At 70.5% G+C, this 17,481-nt stretch carries 14 protein-coding genes and 1 tRNA gene; 6 read left to right on the top strand and 9 right to left on the bottom strand.

Annotated elements, in window-relative coordinates; all coding sequences use genetic code 11:
• Positions 1–10 precede the first annotated feature (10 nt).
• Positions 11–238 carry a hypothetical protein gene (locus ACFTZC_RS28365; protein ID WP_382894444.1) on the top strand — a complete coding sequence of 76 codons (228 nt, stop codon included), beginning with the start codon at positions 11–13 and terminating at the stop codon, positions 236–238.
• Positions 239–781: 543 nt separating this feature from the next.
• On the opposite strand, the gene ACFTZC_RS28360 is transcribed toward ACFTZC_RS28365, so the two are convergent.
• The 6 genes from ACFTZC_RS28360 to ACFTZC_RS28335 form a co-directional block, all read right to left on the bottom strand.
• On the bottom strand, positions 782–1,996 hold the full coding sequence (locus ACFTZC_RS28360; protein WP_382894443.1) for a cell wall protein: 1,215 nt from the start codon (positions 1,994–1,996) through the stop codon (positions 782–784).
• A 1,482-nt stretch (positions 1,997–3,478) separates the two neighbouring features.
• Positions 3,479–3,670, bottom strand: a complete 192-nt coding sequence (locus ACFTZC_RS28355) for a transposase (RefSeq protein ID WP_382894441.1) — start codon at positions 3,668–3,670, stop codon at positions 3,479–3,481.
• Positions 3,671–3,868: 198 nt separating this feature from the next.
• Entirely contained in the window at positions 3,869–4,051 is a 183-nt protein-coding gene (locus ACFTZC_RS28350) for a hypothetical protein (RefSeq protein WP_382894439.1), read from the bottom strand.
• Between the two features lie 481 nt (positions 4,052–4,532).
• A complete protein-coding gene (locus ACFTZC_RS28345; protein ID WP_382894437.1) occupies positions 4,533–5,015 on the bottom strand; it encodes a transposase in 483 nt (160 codons plus the stop codon).
• Positions 5,012–5,365 (bottom strand): IS3 family transposase, encoded by a 354-nt coding sequence (locus ACFTZC_RS28340; protein WP_382894436.1) that lies wholly within the window; start codon positions 5,363–5,365, stop codon positions 5,012–5,014. The genes ACFTZC_RS28345 and ACFTZC_RS28340 overlap by 4 nt, the downstream gene beginning before the upstream one ends.
• A gap of 398 nt (positions 5,366–5,763) precedes the next feature.
• Positions 5,764–7,380 (bottom strand): fatty acid--CoA ligase, encoded by a 1,617-nt coding sequence (locus ACFTZC_RS28335; protein ID WP_382894556.1) that lies wholly within the window; start codon positions 7,378–7,380, stop codon positions 5,764–5,766.
• Between the two features lie 787 nt (positions 7,381–8,167).
• Between ACFTZC_RS28335 and ACFTZC_RS28330 the strand changes: the two genes are divergently transcribed.
• Together ACFTZC_RS28330 and serS are read left to right on the top strand one after the other, a co-directional pair.
• Positions 8,168–8,722, top strand: a complete 555-nt coding sequence (locus tag ACFTZC_RS28330; RefSeq protein WP_382894434.1) for a flavin reductase family protein — start codon at positions 8,168–8,170, stop codon at positions 8,720–8,722.
• Positions 8,723–8,835: 113 nt separating this feature from the next.
• Positions 8,836–10,113 (top strand): serine--tRNA ligase, encoded by a 1,278-nt coding sequence (gene serS / locus ACFTZC_RS28325; protein WP_382894433.1) that lies wholly within the window; start codon positions 8,836–8,838, stop codon positions 10,111–10,113.
• Between the two features lie 89 nt (positions 10,114–10,202).
• Here serS and ACFTZC_RS28320 read toward each other — a convergent pair whose 3' ends face one another.
• Both ACFTZC_RS28320 and ACFTZC_RS28315 read right to left on the bottom strand, forming a co-directional pair.
• Positions 10,203–10,361, bottom strand: coding sequence for a hypothetical protein (locus tag ACFTZC_RS28320; RefSeq protein WP_382894431.1), 159 nt, complete (start codon positions 10,359–10,361; stop codon positions 10,203–10,205).
• A 64-nt stretch (positions 10,362–10,425) separates the two neighbouring features.
• Positions 10,426–11,421 (bottom strand): DUF2156 domain-containing protein, encoded by a 996-nt coding sequence (locus ACFTZC_RS28315; RefSeq protein ID WP_382894429.1) that lies wholly within the window; start codon positions 11,419–11,421, stop codon positions 10,426–10,428.
• A gap of 176 nt (positions 11,422–11,597) precedes the next feature.
• Here ACFTZC_RS28315 and ACFTZC_RS28310 point away from each other — a divergent pair.
• A tRNA-OTHER gene (locus ACFTZC_RS28310) sits at positions 11,598–11,689 on the top strand.
• Between the two features lie 195 nt (positions 11,690–11,884).
• On the opposite strand, the gene ACFTZC_RS28305 is transcribed toward ACFTZC_RS28310, so the two are convergent.
• Complete coding sequence (locus ACFTZC_RS28305) at positions 11,885–12,445, bottom strand: carboxymuconolactone decarboxylase family protein (protein WP_382894428.1); 561 nt, start codon at positions 12,443–12,445, stop codon at positions 11,885–11,887.
• 151 nt (positions 12,446–12,596) lie between these two features.
• Between ACFTZC_RS28305 and ACFTZC_RS28300 the strand changes: the two genes are divergently transcribed.
• Positions 12,597–12,914: an acyl carrier protein gene (locus ACFTZC_RS28300; RefSeq protein ID WP_382894426.1), complete on the top strand. Its 318-nt coding sequence runs from the start codon at positions 12,597–12,599 to the stop codon at positions 12,912–12,914.
• Positions 12,915–12,946: 32 nt separating this feature from the next.
• Complete coding sequence (locus tag ACFTZC_RS28295) at positions 12,947–17,464, top strand: beta-ketoacyl synthase N-terminal-like domain-containing protein (RefSeq protein WP_382894424.1); 4,518 nt, start codon at positions 12,947–12,949, stop codon at positions 17,462–17,464.
• Positions 17,465–17,481: the final 17 nt, after the last annotated feature.

The raw sequence follows: 17,481 nt of genomic DNA, 5'->3' as shown, positions 1-17,481 counted from the left end.
GGCGAGAGGAATGAACGTCCAGCCCGAGTTCGAGCCCGGCAGCCCGTCGGACCTTCCACCACCACCGGGTGCCCGTACCGGGGAGGAGATTCCCGCGTGGGGCCACCGGCCCACTGCGCCGTGCCCCGCGTGCGGCCTGGCCACCCACCGCCACTGGACCCCCAACTTCAACGGCCCCGGCGACAGCTCCGGCGAGCCGGAGGGCGGCAAGGTCTGGATCGCGCTCATCGAGCAGTAAGCCTCCGTGATCCGATTTTCGTTGACACCGGAGTTGAACGGGGGTAGTGATCCCCTCAACGACTGCGCGTTGGTCTTCACGCATGGCCTTGGCCAGGCCGGCCAAGGCCGGGAGGTGGGAGGCTGCGAGGCGTTCGAGCCAGTCGGGCAGTGGGGCGGCGTCGCGGGTGTCCAGCATGGCCGCGAATTGTCGGACCAGGTCGTGTGTGTGATTCAGCTCCGGGCAGTGTTCGAGTATCTGCCGGAGTGCCTCGGTGGCGTGCAAGCCCCGAGGGGACGGTGAGGTGGTGATCCACCGGGCGACTTGGCGGGGCGAGGGCGGCCGCTCGCGCGGTGTGGCGATCGGCAAACCGCGACGCAGGGGCGCGATGGTCGGGCGTGAACGACTGTTCGGCTCCCAATCGCGCAGTGTCGCAAGAGGCGGTTGCGATACCTCGGCCGGACGCCGGTGGCCCGCGGTGCCTCAGGCACTGTTCGCGGGCGTCACGCAGAAGGCGCCACCGGATTGACGCGGATGAACTACCGCGCCCGGACAGGCCGGCGGTCATGACACCCTCAGCGCGATGTTCCGGTTGCCGGCGACGCCCCAGAACTTCGAGACCAGCCCGACGCCGTACAGGTCCAGCGCGTCGTCGAAGTCCTCCTCACAGGCGTCCAGGACGAGCTGCGGGTCGTAGATCCCGGCGTACCGGGCCTGAAGCCGGTCCTCGTCCGTGCGCACCGACGGCACCTCGGTCCGCTCCATGAACGCGGCGGCCTGCCTCCGGTCCTCGCAGTACGCCGACCATGCCGCGTTGTCCTGCGGAGCCACCGCCTCCGCGTATGCCGCCTCCCGTTTGGCACGGCCCGCCAGCTCGGCCGTGATGAACCCCGCCGGGTTCGCCGGACGCCACACCAGATGCCAGGCGTGCAGCTCGGCCGTGATGTCGTGGACGTCCAGACCCTCGTCGATGAGCGGGCGCAGCGCGAACGCGAGGCGCCGTAACTGCTCACCCTGGACCCAGGGCACCAGCGGACGGACCTCACGGGCGATCACGATGTCCCGCGCCACCTGCCGTATCGGACGACGCGGCGAGCCGCTCCGGCTGGACCTGGTGATGGAGCGAGATGGGGTTGAGCGGCTCGCGCGCTTGCGCGAGGTGTAGTTACTGCCACCATCAACATCAACTTTCTCCGAGTGGGTGGAACGACCAAGAGAATGGGGCTCACGCACCTGTGAACTGCGCTGATCCACAGGCCGGTTATCCACAGGCCCCGCAGCGCCCTTCGCCGCCTTCACTGCCTGGGCGACCGCACGTTCCCGGCCGGCCTCCGTGACCCCGCACACCCGGGCCTCGTAACCGCTGCCGGACAGCCGGTGGCCCAATGCCGCGTCGAACGCGCGCGGAATCACCGCCCCGTACACCGTCGCCGTTGCGACATACCCGTCCTCACCGGGCAACACCAGATTCCGCTTCGACCCGTGCACCAGCCACACCAGCGCACCCAGCTCCCGCAGCACCCTCACATGCCGCTTCACCGTCGCCCGCGACAACCCCGTACGCCGCACCGTCCCGTCCAGGTCGTAGAGCACGGTCCCCCGCCGGTAATCCATCCGCCCCGCGAGATCCCGCGCGACCACCACCGTCGACGCCCCCGACCGCGGATGCAGACCAGCACCCACCAGCCACACCACCGACCGCAGCCATGCCCGCGGCTCCGTACGCCGCGATTCCGTACGCACCACGTCCTGCTCCCGCCCCCGCACCAAGGCGAACATCTCCCCCGATCCACCAGCGCGCACATCCCCATCCAGCACGGAACGCTGAGCCGGGATCACCACAGCGGCCGGCGCCGCCACGGCGCTCCCTGGGCTCCCCTGCGGACAACCCGAAACGGAGGAAGGGGACTGGGCCTGTCAGGACTGGCGGTGAAGGAGAGAAGGACGATCATGGCGGCACTCTTGTCCGCCGAGGGGTTGGCCCCGCAAGCCCCGCAGGGAATACACACGGTGACCGGCGAGGCAGCGTGCCACACCAGGCACCCGATACCCGGACGGCACGGGAACAGCGCCGCGAGTTCCTGGGCGACGCGCACCATTGTCGGGCCGAACGAGCGCGGACCGTGCGTGCGGTGCCTCCGGGTCCGGTACAGCCCGGACCCGGCCACCCAGCGCACCACGTGCATACACGAGTAGCCCTCGCTCGCGATCCGGCCCGTCGATGTCGACAACCACTGGCCCGCCTCCGGCACGTACGGACCGGGCGGCACGACGCCCGTGTCGGCGTCGTCGACGGCCGGGCGCGGTGCCGGCACCATCACGGTGGCCGACGCCGCCACGACGCTCACCGGCCCGCTCGGAGGAACGAGAAAGGGATCATCTCGGCAGCCTCGCGCAGGCCACCTGTGGACAGAGCCCGAGAAGTGGGGAGGACCCTGTTCGCTTCCGCCTGGCGGGCAGGAACTTCGGATCGCGTCCCGCCCCACGGGAAGGAGTGCCGGAGCACCGCACCGGTTGGCGCTGCGGCGGAGTTGTCGACGAACTCCCCGCAGATGTGGTCCAGGGCAGCGGCTGGTGCCGCCACGGTGCTCACCGGGAAGTCGAGTGTCGTGAAGATCATGGCGGCACTGTCGGCTGCCGGGGGGTTAGCCCCGCAACTCCTTCTCAGACCGCGCGACAGGCACCTGGCAGGACGCGAGCGATACGTCCGGACCACCGGATGGCTGGATGTGAACTTGCTGTCAACCGGACGGTCGTGCGAGGGCGCGGGCAGCATGCGGGGATGCCAAAGCTGGCGCCCCGCCGATGTCTCGTGCAAAATGAAGTCGTCCTTCGCGCTGAGCGGGAAGCGACAGAAGCCTCCCGCTGGGGGGCTTGGTTCTGGAGGAACCTGAAAGTTGGACCGTTCGAAGCCGGGTGGTACCGGGTCGAACAACCCCTCCGGGAGGCTGTGGCGGCCAGACCGGAGATGACGTGGGCACTGAGCCTGGGTGATTGGCGTCACCTAGTTGCTGAGTGCCCGGGGCGGCATGAAGACCCTGAGGGCGCCCCGCCTTGACGACTACCTCATTCCGGCCTCCTCGCCCGAGGTGGGGACCAGGAAGAGTGCGGACAGCACGTGCACCCCGTCGAAGGACCAGCAGCCAAGGCTGCTGACCCCACGGCGGGGTGCGGTGTGTCGAGTGCCGGGTACGGGTACCCTGATCACGTCGTCACCTTCCTTTTCGGTAAAAGGTGTACGGCGGGCCGACCGGACCTCCACTACAAGGTCCTTCGGCCACGTGGCCCCTCTCGCCTTGTCCAAGGGCGATCGATGGGGCCACTCTTCTTGGGGATCGCCAGGTCCAGGTCCCCGGCCTGCGTGGTCAGTACCTTCTCCCGCTGCCCGTTGCGTACCGTCGTGCGGGTCTCGGTGTGCTCGCCGGGGCTCGGCGCCGATGTGGGCGGTGGCATCGGCCTCGATCAGTTCCTGCAGGATCCGCTGGGCCAGGACTTGATCAACTCGATTCCGTCGGCCGTACGCAGTGACTCCATGAGGTGGAGTAAGTCATGCCGGGACAGGGCCGTCGCGTCACCTCTCTCAACGAGCTTCGCCACTCGGAGAGTTGCGTGATGTCTGCCCCGTGACCAGGGGCTATGCAGAAATCGCTGCTACACCACATGGTGGGACACCATCCACAGTGCGGCGAGCTGGTCGACGACGAAAGTGCCACGCACGTTGGCGCACTGGATGCGGTCGAAGGTGTCCAGGTCCATCTGCGCGCTCCACGCACGCCCTGCCGATGCCACCGGATCCGCCGGGACGACCGCCACGCGGCCAGTGTTGTTCACCATGGCCCAAACCTCCACATGATGGATATGGGCGAGCAGTCCACCAGCCACAATACAGGGAAATGTACAAGCAGTCCACAAGAGGGTGGGGTTCGGGGTCCCAGTCGACTGCCGCGCCCAACTCTCCTGCTTGGCTGCGGCCAAAGCCCTATGAGCTCACTTCCCCCCTAGAATGTTTGATCTGGTTAGCCCCTCGTTATGCAAGCGTTATGCAAGCACGGAATGAGCTAACCTGTCAAACGACTCGTTGTGGTTAGTGCTGCAACGGTCTTCTGTGTGATGGTCGGTCTGTTTCCGGCGGTGTGTGGCCTCGTCGTGTGTAGTGGCTGGTGCGGGCTTGGTGTTGTCGTCTTCGGCGCCAGGTCGACCAGCGCAGGATGTGCTCGACAGGCGCGGGCCGTCGGTTGGTGAGGTGGTGGATCAAGCGTCCGATCTCGGCGAGGCTGAGGTGAATGAAGCCCCCCGCGAACTGGACAGCGGGTGTTTACGCTGCCGGGACGAGGTTCTGCCTGAGCAAGGATCTCGTTTCGAGCGGGGTGACGTACCCGTGGTCGGGGTGCCGACGGAGCCGGCTGCGGTTGTACTCGACCTCGACGTAGTGGAAAACGTCGGCCCGGGCGGCCTCGCGGGTCTCCCACATGGCCGTCCCGATCTCCGCTTTCAGGATGGCGAACCAGCTTTCCGCGGCGGCATTATCGTAACCAGAGCCGACGCGCCCCATCGGCTGCCTCATGTGCAACTTGCGTATTTCGCTGCGGAATTCGTCACTCGTGTACTCGCTGCCGCGATCCGTATGCATGACGCAATCCCGCTCCAGGCCGCCACGCCCGGCCGCCATCCGCAAGGCGGCGACCGGCAGCACGGCGCGGTGGTGGTCGGCCATCGCCCAGCCGACCACCTCCCGCGTCGCGAGATCGATACAGGCCGCCAGATACAACTTCCTTTCCAGCGTGCCGAGTTCCGTCATGTGGCCGACGAGCCGCATCCCGGGCCGGGCGCTGTGAAGTCCCGGCCGATCAGGTCGGGCGCGAACACCGCCCGCTTCGCCTGCCGGGTCAGGCCCCGCCGCCGGCGACGGGTGATCCCGACGATCCGGTGCTTGCGCATCAGCCGCTCGATCTTCTTGGAGTTCACCACCCGCCCGGCCCGCCGCAGGACGGCGTGGATCCGCGGGCCCCGTAGGCACCGCGAGATCCGGCGTGAAGCACCCGGATCTCGCCCACCAGCACCTCCTCGGCCCTCTCCCGCACCGTCCGGGCCGACCGTGACGCCCTGTGCGCGTAGTAGGTGGAACGGGGCACTCCCAGCACACGGCACAGAAACGCAACGCTGTGACCTGCAGGATTACCGTGGCACGGTGTCGTTTCATCGATGCGGAGAAGGCATTGGAGGGACCTTCCGTCCCAGTATCAGGCTGTCCAGGTCAAGGGGGAGCTTCAGACACCGGGTTCCTCAAGGACGGGGACGCCTCCGCGTGCGTGACCCGTTAGCACACCGGCACCGCGGGCAGTGCCGGAGGTGCGGCTGAGGCGGATCCTCCTGGGCGGGGGAGTGAGGGAAGCCGATCGGTTCGACATCCCGAGCGTCAGCCTTGTCTTCGAACGGGACCGCGGAGTCGAGCATCGTGCGCGTCAACGGTTCCGGCAGTGACAGGACGGACGGCGGACTTCCGCCTCCGCGGCACGGGGAGCCGATCCGCTACGGCGTCCCCGCGATCACCGGCGTTCCCCCGCCTCGGCCCCGCCGGTCGCGCGGTCGAGCCGTGCCATGAGTTCCTCGCGCACCGATCGGCGCAGGATCTTGCCCGAGGGGTTGTGCGGCAGCGACGGCACGAAATGGTAGGCGGCCGGAGTCTTGTAGTCGGCGAGCCGGCCGCGCAGGGACAGCAGCAGATCGCGCGGCGTGGCCGTGGCGCCGGGACGCAGCACGACACAGGCGTGCACCGCCTCTCCCCAGCGCGGATGCGGCAGCCCGACGACGGCGGAGTCCTCCACCGCCGGGTGGGCGGCCAGAGCCTTCTCGACCTCCGCGGGGTAGATGTTCTGCCCCGCGACGATGATCGTGTCGTTCATCCGGTCGCAGAGATGGAGATAGCCGTCGTCATCGACGTACCCGGCGTCGCCCATGTGCACCCACTCGTCGACCAGGGTCCGATCGGTGGCCTCGGGCAGGTTCCAGTACCCGAGCATCCGCGAGGGCGCGCGGACACAGACCTCGCCGATGGTGCCGGGCGGCACCTCGGCGCCGTCCGGACCGATCACCTTCACCTCGTTGCCGGGGCAGGGCCTGCCGACCGTGCGCAGCAGCGTGCCGTCACCCCGGTGGTGATCCTCCGGTGGCAGGCAGACGGCGACACTGCCGGTCTCGGTGCTGGCGTAGATCTGAGCGAACTCGCAGCCGAACATCTCCAGACACCGCTTCAGCAGCGTCTCCGACATCGGCGCGGCTCCGTATGCGATCTTGCGCAGAGAGGTGAACGCGGCTGGTTCTGCCGTCCGTTCGTCCAGCATGGCCTGCAGCATCGCCGGTGCCGCGAAGGTGGTGGTGACCCCGTGGGCCCGGATCAGCCGCACCGCCTCCTGCGGGTCGAACTGAGGCATGACCACACTGGTGCCACCGGCGTTGAAGGTGTGCATGAACCATCCGATGCCCGCGATGCCGAAGCCCGGCAACGAGATGAGCGCGACATCGTCGGGCAGCCAGTCGATCCATGCGACCCGGTGCTCGCGCATCGCGTGCGGCAGGGTGAAGAAGCTCCGGTGGGCCAGCACGGCGCCCTTGGGCAGGCTGGTGGTGCCGCTCGTGTAGATCTGCACGGCGGGGTCGTCGGGCCCGGTGTCCGGCTCCGGATCGGTGTCGGGATGGTCCGCGCTCCAGGAGAGGAGTCCGGCGCCCGGCTCCGGAGCGGCGCCGTCACCGCCGTCCACTGAAACGACCCCGCGCAGTCCCGGGACACGGCCGACCGCCTCGTCGCCCCTCTCTCGGAACGCGGCGCCGACGAACAGCAGCACCGCCCCGGAGTCTCGCAGGATGTGATCCACCTCGGGCGGGGTGAGCCGCCAGTTGACCGGGACGAGGACTGCCCCGACCTTCACACAGGCGAGGATCACCAGGTAGTAGTACTCGGACTCGTGGCCGAGGTAGGCGACCCGGTCTCCGCGCCGCACCCCGGCGGCGATCAGCGCCCACGCCACCCGGTTGCTCTCCCGGTGCAGCGTCAGGTAGTCGACGGTGCGGTCGTCGCAGACGATCGCCAGGTGGTGCGGGCGGACACCGGCGTGGTCGCGGGAGGTGCGGTGGAGCGTCCAACTCCCCTTATCGGTGACTGGAATGGGTCCTGTCCTTCCTCTGTGAGGGTCGCTCCGGGAGTCGTCGCGCGGGTGCTGTGTCAATTTCTCGGGCCACGGGCTCTTTTTCCCCGGACGCTCCGGTGGTGCTCGTTGAACCGGTGCGGGAGACAGCCGAGTTCGTTCGATGAGCGGGCGACGCTGGGCACTCGGGCGATCGGATTCGCTGCCGATGAAAACAGGGCCCGCTGACGGCGTGCTGACGTGGTCAGGGCGGTGACCGGTCAGGCGGGCGTCAGGGGAGAGTCAGCCCGGCCTGCCACGATCGGTTCGATTCGAGATTGATATCGCCCTGTACACGCGAATCCGGGACCAGGCCCCTCGCTTTCCCGTCGCGGAATTCATGTCACACCCCAAAGGATTCACCACGGATTCCGGTACCGGGTCTGCCGCGGATTCCGTGTGCGGCCGCACGGGGAAACCGCTGTGCGGACTCCGCCCGGGTGCGACCGCCGGGCCCGGACCGTCGGACGGAGTCCCGCCGACGGCCGCCCCGCCCGGAGCCGCACCCTGGCGTCCGCCCTCTCGCGACGGCGGCGCCGTGGCGCCGAAGGCGCGCGCCGCGGCGCCGCGGTCGGGCCGGGGCCCCGGCGGTACGGGGCGGTGCGGTTCAGTCCGGCCGCGTACGTCACGCGCGCCCCGACGGGGCGCCGTCTCGCCCTCCATCCACCGAATCCGCGGGAGCTGATCGACTCATGGACCACGAAACCCCTACCAGGACGCCGCACGGCCTCGCACCGCACCGCGCCGCTCACGGACGGAGGGGCCTGTGATGGGGACCGCAGCCGTCGTACGCGACGCCCGCCTGCCGGTGCGCCAGGACCCCGCCGAGCGCCGACGCGGCATGTACCACCTGGCGTCCCCGGTGTCCGTGCTGACGGTCGCCACCGAGGAGAGGACGCACGGCACCACCGCGAGCACGGTGACCCTGGTGTCGCGCACGCCCCTGCTGGTGGGCGTGGTGCTGCGGACCGGATCGTCCTTCGTGGGGCTCGCCGCCCGCGAGGGCCGCTTCGCGATCAACGTGCTCGCCGGTGAACAGGCCGACGTGGCACGGTGGTTCGCGGACAGCGGTCGCCCCCAGGGCAGCGAGCAGTTCGACGGGCTGAGCTGGCAGCCGGACACGTACGCGAAGGCACCGCTGCTGGCGGGGGCCCTCGCCCATTACAGCTGCCGTTTCCACTCCCAGCAGTCTGTGGGCGACGGCGAGTTGATCCTCGGACACGTCGTCCGGGTCCGTACCGCCGACGGCCCTCCCCTGCTCAGCTACGCGGGCGGCCTGTACGCCGGCCACCTGCGCGCGGCACCGGAGAAGTCGGCGACCTGAGTCGCCGCTCACCCTCTCCATCTCCCCGACTCCACCCCACCGCGGTCCCTTGCCTGTACGCCGTCCGCACGTGGCGGCGTGCCGGCGACCTCACGTTCACCCCAGGAGATCCCGTGCATGATCCGAACGAGCTGCTCGCCCCCGGGGCCGCGGCCGTGGAGCGGCTGGCCCGTCGCCGGTACGTCCTCGACCCGGCCCTGCTGGAGAAAGCGGCCCGGGCCCGCGCCGAGACGGAGGCCGAGGTGACGCGGCTGCGGACCGAGCTGAACGCCGCCTCGCGCGCCCGGGGACGCAAGGGGCCGCCCTCGGAGGAGGAGAAGGAGGCCGCCCGTGCCCTGCGGGCCGACGTCCGGGAGGCGGAGTCGGCCGCCCGGACGTCGGCGGCCGAACTCCGGATGTTCCTGTTGGGCATCCCCAACATCCCGCTGGACTCGGTGCCCGACGGCGCCAGTGACGAGGAGGCGGTGGAGGTACGCCGGGGCGGCCCGTCGCCGCGCGGAAACGGTGGACGTCACCACGCCGACGTCGGCGAGTCCCTGGGCGTCCTGGACGCGCAGGCGGCGGCCGGTCTCTCCGGCGCGCGCTTCAGCGTCGGCGTCGGCGCGGGCGCCCGGATGGAACGGGCTCTGGCCGACTTCTTCCTCGACATGCACACCTCCGAGCACGGCTACACCGAGTACTCGGTGCCGCACCTCGTCACGCGCGAGACGATGACCGGGACGGGGCAACTCCCCAAGTTCGAGCAGGACCTGTTCCGCACCCAGGTCGGGGACCGGGAGATGTTCCTGATCCCCACCGCCGAGGTGCCGCTCACCAATCTGCTGGCCGGCCGGCTCCTGGACGCCCGCGACCTGCCGTACGCGTTCACCGCGCGGACGCCCTGCTTCCGCGCGGAGGCGGGCGCCTACGGGCGGGACACCCGGGGGATCCTGCGCCTGCACCAGTTCGAGAAGGTCGAACTGGTCAGGATCTGCGCCCTGGAGGACGCGCCGGATCAGCTGGACCTCATGGTCGGGCACGCGGAGGAATGCCTGCGCCGCCTCGAACTCTCCTACCGGGTGGTGCAGTTGCCGGCGGGCGATCTCGGGTTCTCGGCCCGGACGACGTACGACATCGAGGTGTGGCTGCCCGGCAGCGGCGGCTTCAGGGAGATCTCCTCGGTCTCCGACTGCGGCACCTTCCAGGCCCGTCGCGCCGGCATCCGCTGCAAGGGGGAGGACGGCCGCAAGGCTCCGGTCGCCACGCTCAACGGGTCGGCGCTGCCGATCGGCCGCACCCTCGCGGCCCTGCTGGAGCAAGGGGTCACGGAGGACGGCTCGGTGCGAATCCCGGAGGCGCTCGTCCCGTACACCGGGTTCCGCCGGATCCTGCCGGGCGGGGCGACGCGGTAGGCGCGGGCCGTGCCGGAGCGGCACGGCGGAGGGCGGGGCCCGGATCCACCCGGGCCCCGCCCTTTCCGATGCCTCCCGGTACCGGGTGCTCAGGAGGCGTCGGCCAAGCGCGCGTCGAGCGCCCGGACGACCTCGTCGGCGGAGCGCGCCACGTCCTTGTCGTCGGGTGCTCCGATGATGGCCATCAGCTTCTCGACCATGGCGTGCTGAAGGGCCTCCGTCGTGATGGTGCCGTCGTTGTCAGCCACTGCTCTCGGCTCCTTGTCCGTCCGGACCTCGGGGTTGGCGGTTCACGTCTGGCTGTCGGGTGCGTCAGAATGCCTTGCACGCACGGAAAATGTGGGCGAACGAGGCGAGCGAGGCGCTCGGACCGTCGAAGGCGACATACTCCGGGATCAGCGCGTCGGGCGCCCACTTCTGCTTGTACGAGAGCTGTGTCTGTGCCGGGTAGAGGGCCGCCCCCTCCGCCCACAGCGCGTGCATGAGCCACTGGAACGCCGGGCTGTGGCCGTCGAGTTCATGGCTCGCGTCCAGGCCGGTGAAGGGAGTGAACCCGAAGTGCAGCCACGGCACCCCCTCGGAGCGGAACACCTCGATCGCGTGCGCGTTGACGGCCTCCATCAGGCCGGGTGAGCCGCCCGGGATCCGCCGGCTCAGGTCGTGCATCCAGCCCGCGCGCTCGCCGTAGACGGGCGAGTACGAGATGTAGGCGACCGGGGTGCCGTCGATGGTGCCCGCGAACAACCGGCGCAGTGGCTGGACCTCGCCGCCCACTTCTCCCACCAGGAACTCCAGTTGGTGGGCCCCGTCCTTGCCGCCGAGCCACGCCGCGTCGATCGCCGCGATCTCCTTCAGCCAGTCCCCGGCGTCCACCTCCTTGATCTCCAGGCCGTTGCGGTGGGCCCGTGAGATCTTGTTGCGCAGTTGCATGAAACGGGTACCGCGCAGACTGAAGTCCCCCAGGGTCACCGCCCAGGACGCGCCTATCTGGTTGACGGTGAAGCCGTGCCCGGCGTATCGCTCGGCGTCCGCCCGCTGGAGCTGCACGCCGACGAGACTGAGGCCCTCCCCTTTCACATACCGGCGGAAGGATTCGAGCAGCGGGCCGTATGCGTCGGGGGCGGCGAACGGGCCGCCGAACTGCACCGCGTGACGGCCAGTACGGCGATAGACGATCACGCCGTCGAGGCCGGGCACGGTGTAGGTACTGTTTCCGCTGTTGAGTGCGAGGAATGCGCTGGGATTCTCACATCCGGTATGGGTGCGGACGGCCCCGAGAAGTGATTCGTCCGTCGTGGCGGCAGTCATTCCTGTTCCCCTTCCGGAGATTTCTCTGATCCTGTGAGTAAAGCACCGGAGGATCGTTCTGCGGAAGACCGGAAAAGAGCTGCTCCGGGACGTCAGGGATGCGTCAGTGCTCTGTCAGGACTCCCCGGCATAGTTGTTCTCGTGACCGGCGGACGAACACCGGGAAACGGAAACAGGGAGAGGTGCCCGGAGTGGCTTATCGGGGGCCTGGAGTTAGTCTTCAGGCAGGGCTTCACAGCCTGCGCAGGTTCGAATCCTGCCCTCTCCGCAGAACAGGGGACGGACGCGTGGAGCGGCCGTCCCCGAAGAATGTCGCCCGTTGATTCCCGCTCGCCGCCGCCGCGCGTTCCGGTCGGCGCCTCGTCGCGTCCCGCGATTCCCGGCCCCGCCTCTTCGCGCCCCGGAATCGCCTCGCGGGGCGCGAAGAGGCACCGGTGGGCGGGCCGGGCCCCGGCCCGCCCGCTCAGCCCGCGCTCATGAGCCTGGCCATGCGCAGCACGTCCTCCCCCTCGGGGGCGTCGATCTCCAGACCCACCACCGTCGACACCCGCGCCACCAGGAAGTAGAACCCGACCAGGATCAGCGTCTCCACCAGTTGCTCGTCGTCGTAGTGACGGCTCGCGCCCGCGTAGACGGCGTCGCTGACCTCGGGACGGTCGGCCGCGGCGGCGGCGAACGCGAGGAGGCCCCGCTGGGCGGGACTGAAGACGGACGCGTCGTGGTCCCCGTCGCGCACCGCGGCCCGCTGCGTGTCGGTGACTCCGGCGGCCCGGGACAGAGGGATGTGCTGGGCCCATTCGTACGCGGACTCGTAGCGCGTCGCGCAGGTGAGGATGACTAGCTCCCGGTCGACCGGGTCGAGGCCCCCCGAGGCCAGCAGCGCCGCCGCGACCCGGGCGATCGGCTCGACGGCGTTCGGGGCGTGGGCGAGGACCTTGAACAGGTTGATGATGCGCCCCTCGTCGAGAGCGCGGAGGGATTCGGGAAGAGCCTCGGGACCGAGGCACGGAATTCGGGGGGGCATGGAGCGCTCCTCAGGATCGAACCATTCGGGCAACACAGCAAAGAAAGTACAACGATCTGACTGTCTTGGTAAACCCGACTTCGATTTCGGCGCGTGTGTGCTTCGACTGTCAGTGATGTGTCATCGGCATATCAGGAGCCATTGATTTCCTGTGGATGAAGTCGTGTCGACGTTCGGAGGAAGTGTGTCGTACCTGGTTCCTGTGATGAGTGAAGTGGCGCTCATGCCCGTGCATGAACGCCGGGAGATAATCGAGGATCTGGTGGTGAGGGAACTCAAGTCCGTGCTCTTTATGGCGGAAGAGGATGAGTTGCCGCTGGAGGTCGGATTCTTCGATCTGGGGCTCACCTCGCTGAAATTGAGCGAGGTGAAGTCGATTCTGGAGACAACGCTCGACTGTGAGATTCAGACGACGGTGCTCTTCCGGCGGCCGACCCCAGAGCAGTTGATCGCCTATCTGACGGACTGAGGCGACCGCCCGGTCCCGGCTGGAGGAGAACCATGGCACAGAGCTCGCGGGAGACCCAGCAGGAGCTCGCCGCCGCGCTGCGGGAACTGCGGCGCAAGGACGAGCAGCTCGCCGGGCTGCTGCGTGAGAAGCACGAACCCGTCGCCGTCGTCGGGATGGGACTGCGGTGTCCCGGCGGGAACGACGACATCGACGGCTTCGCCGACTTCCTGCGGGAGGGCCGCTCGGGCATCGGGCCGCTCCCGGCCGCCGAACGCCGGGAGATGGGCCACGACGCCGACTCGGACACCGGACTGCTGGAGGAGCACCCGCGCGGCGGCTTCGTCGAGGGCGTGGACCGGTTCGACGCGGCCTTCTTCTCCGTGTCGCCCAAGGAAGCCCCCTACATCGCCCCTCAGCAGCGGCTGACCCTGGAGACGGCCTGGGAGGCGCTGGAGCACGCGGGCATCGACCCGGTGTCCTTGCGGCACGGCGACACCGGGGTCTTCATGGGCGTCACCTCGCTCGACTACATCTTCGAGGCGACCGAACTCGACCGCGCCGACCTCACCCCCTACCTCGCTCCCGGCCTCACCCACAGCGGTGTCTCGGGGCGCCTGTCGTACGCGCTCGGACTGCGCGGCCCCAGCATGTCGATCGACACCACCTGCTCGTCCTCCCTGGTCGCGGTCCATCTTGCCGTGCAGGCACTGCGCGCGGGGGAGTGCGGGACCGCGCTGGTCGGCGGGGTGAACGTGATGCACAACGCGCGCAGCCAGGCCGTTCTCGCGCTCGGCGGGATGCTCTCGTCCGACGGGCGGTGCAAGACGTTCGACGAGACGGCGGACGGCTACGCCCGCGCCGAGGGCTGCGGCGTCCTCGTCCTCAAGCGGCTCGGCGACGCTCGGCGCGACGGCGACACGGTGCACGCCCTCATCCGCGGCTCCGCCGTCCGCCAGGACGGTGAGAGCGCCGGCCTGACCGCCCCCAACGGAGCCGCGCAGGAAGAGGTCATGCGGGCCGCGCTGAGCAGGAGCCTGCTGGAGCCGGGGGACGTCCAGTACGTCGAGGCGCACGGCACCGGCACCGCGCTGGGCGATCCCACCGAGACGGACGCCATCACCGGGGTCTTCGGCGCCTCGCACAGCAGCGCCGACCCGGTGCTCGTCGGCTCCCTGAAGACCAACATCGGGCACATGGAGGGCGCCGCGGGCGTCGGCGGACTCATCAAGACGATCCTCCAGCTCCGCGAACGCACTGTCTACCCGCACCTCAACCTCGTCACCCCGTCCCCCGTCATCGCCTGGCACGAAGCCCCCTTCGCGGTGCCGACCGAGGTAAGGCCCTGGCCGGGCGACGGGGTCGGACGGGCCCTGGTGAACAGCTTCGGCGTGACCGGCACCATCGCCACGGTCGTCCTGGAGGAACCGCCCGCGGACACCCCGCAGCCCACCACCGCCACCGCGCCGCCGGCCGGCACCGAGGAACCGCCCGGCGCCGTCCTCACCCTCTCCGCCAAGAGCCGTGCCTCGCTGCGCCGGCTCGTCGAACGCCACATCGACCACCTCGCACGCCACCCCGAGCTGTCCGTCACCGACCTGTGCCGGACCTCCAACATCGGCCGGGCGCACTTCCGCAACCGGATCGCCGACCCCGTGAGCGACCGCGACGACCTCGCGCGCATCCTCGGCCGACGCTTCACCGACCTCGGACGCCCCGCGCCGAACGCACGCTCCGCGACCCCCAAGGTCGCCTACCTGTTCTCCGGCACCGGCACCCAGTACCCCGGGATGGGCGCGGCCCTCTACCGCCAGTACTCCGCCTTCCGGGAGGCAGTCGACGCCTGCGACCGGGTCTTCGCGCCCCTCACGGGCCTCCCGCCCGGCATCCTGATTCGCGACGAGGACGACGTGCCGGGACGGATCGACGAGGCACGCCACCTGCAACCCGCCCTGTTCACCCTGGAGTACGCCCTGGCCCGGCTCTGGCAGTCCTGGGGCGTGCGCCCCTCGGTGCTCGTCGGACACAGCCTGGGCGAGTACGCGGCCGCCGCCACCGCGGGAATCTTCTCCCTGGAGGACGCGGCACGGCTGGTGGCCGCCCGCGGCCGGCTGAGCGGCCGGGTCCAGGGCAAGGGCGGCATGGCGGCGGTGGCGGCCCCCGCGGCCGACGTCGCACCGCTCCTGGAACCCTGGCCCGGCCTCGCCGTCGGAGCCGTCAACGGCCCCTCACAGTGCCTGATCACCGGCGCCACCGCCGCCCTGGACGCTGCCGCCGCGCGCCTGGCGGAGCAGGGCGTGAAAGTGACCCGGCTGCGCGGCGCCGCCCCTTACCACAGCGACCTCATGCGCGAGATCGCCGACGAGTTCCGGGCCGAACTCGCCACGGTGGAGTTCCGCACGCCCACCCTCGCCGTCGTCTCCAACGTCACCGGACGCGTCGCCAGGCCGGGCGAGATGGGCACCCCCGACTACTGGATCCGCCACCTCCTGGAGCCCGTCCTTTTCGAGGCGTGTGTCCAGGCCGTGGAACGGCGCGGGCGCCACGTCTTCGTCGAGATCGGCCCCTCCACCGCCCTGACCTCCCTCGCCCGCACCACCGTCACCGACCCCGAGCACGTCTGGCTCACCAGCACCTACCGCGACGACGGCACCGGCGACATGGTCCGGCGCTCCCTCGCCGGGGTCTACGAGGCGGGAGTGGCCGTCTCGTGGACCGGCTACCATCGCGACGCGCCCCGCACCCGCGTCCCGCTGCCTGCCTACCCGTTCGACCGCAGGCCCTACTGGCTGCCCACTCCGCAGCGCCGGGCCGCCGAGGCCGCCTGGGCCGCCGAACGAGGCTCCCGCGCCGGGAGCGACGCCGCGCTGCCGCTCCTGCACGAACAGCACTGGATCGCCCGTCCGACCGGCGAACCCGGCGGCAAACGCGCCGTCCTGCTGCTCGGGGCTCCCGACGACCTGAGCGCTCGACTGCTGGACGAGGCGCCCCGCGCGGGCGTCGAAGCGTTCCGCGCGGACGGCCCCGAGGAAGTCCTCGCCGCCCTGCGCGAGGGCCCGCCCCGGGATGTCGTCTGGTTCTGGCGTCCCGCCCCCGAGGGCACCACGGGAGCGGAACGGCTGCGGGCCGAGTGCGCCCTCAACTACCAAGAGCTGCTGCCCCTGCTCGCCACCCTGGCGCAGGCGGGGTTCGGCGGCGGACAGCGCCTGTGGCTCGTCACCCGGGGCGCCCACACCCTGCCAGGGGCCCCCGGGACGGGCACCCCGCCCGAGATCTCCGCGGCGGCCACCCTTTGGGGGTTCGCCCGCGGCCTCGCCGTCGAACACCCCGGCTACGAGGTGACGCTGGTCGACCTGCAACCCGGCGCCGACGCCACCGGCCCGCTGCTCGACGAGTGGTCGGCCGCGCAGGACACCGAGTTCGAGATCGCCCACCGGGACGGACAGCGCTGGGTACGACGGCTCCGTCCGGCCGGCCCCGCGCCGCACCCGGACCGGACGGTCGAGATCCGCCCCGACCGCACCTACGTGGTCGCGGGCGGACTCGGCACCGTCGGGCTGCGCCTGGCCCGCAGGCTCGTCGCCCTCGGCGCCCGCGATCTGCTGCTGCTCGGCCGCACCGGTACGCACGCACCCGACCTGGGCGACGGCGTCACCGTGACGGTCCGCCGCTGCGACCTCGGGTCCGCCGACGACGTCGAGCGGGTCTTCACCGAACTCGCCGACGCCGGGAGGCAGGTGGGAGGGGTCGTGCACGCCGTCGCGGCCGGCGCCTACCTGCCGGTTGCCGAGCAGACCTGGCGGAACCTGGACACCGTCTTCACCGCCAAGGTCTACGGAGCCTGGCTGCTGCACCGGGCCACAGCAGCCCTGGACACCGCGGACTTCTTCCTGCTCTGCTCCACGGCAGGAGCCTGTGTCGGCTCGGCGCTGGCGACCGGACCCGGCGCGGGCGACGCCTTCCTCTCCCACCTTGCGGCCCGCCGCGCAGGCGCGGGCCTGCCCGCCCTCGTCGTCGACTGGGGACCCTGGGTCCCGCGCGACCCGGGCTCGGCACCGGTCAGGAGCTGGCAGGCCCAGGGCGTTGTGCCCCTCGACGGGACGGAGGCCGCCGAACTGCTCCCCGGCCTCCTCGACGGCGGTCGCGGCCAGGTTCTCGTGGGCCGCTGCGACTGGGACCGCTTCGTCTCCCGCAGGCCCGCCAACGCACTGTTCGATGAACTGGTCACCGACCGGCCCGGGAACGGCGCCGTCGACCCGACGGCCCTGCCCGACGCACCCGGCCCGGCCCGGTCCGCCGCGGTCAACGCGATCGTGCGGGACCGGCTCGCCGACGTGCTGCGCTTCCGCGACGCCGACGACCTCGAACCGGATGCCCCCCTGGCCGCGCTGGGGATGGACTCGCTCAACGCGGTCGACATCCGCAACGTCCTGCAGGCAACGTTCCGGATCACCCTGCCGGCGTCCGCCGTCTTCGAACAGCCACGGGTCGATCTGCTCAGCGCCTACATCGAGACCCTGCTCCCCACCGTGGCCGCGCCCGACCGCGGCGGCGCCCGGCGGGCCGGATGAGCACGGCCCCGCGGCGC

Origin of the sequence: Streptomyces sp. NPDC056987 (genome assembly GCF_042673865.1) — a bacterium.
Taxonomy (GTDB): domain Bacteria; phylum Actinomycetota; class Actinomycetes; order Streptomycetales; family Streptomycetaceae; genus Streptomyces.
Note: the sequence above shows the minus strand (reverse complement) of the source record. Positions and strands in the feature narration are given on the sequence as shown.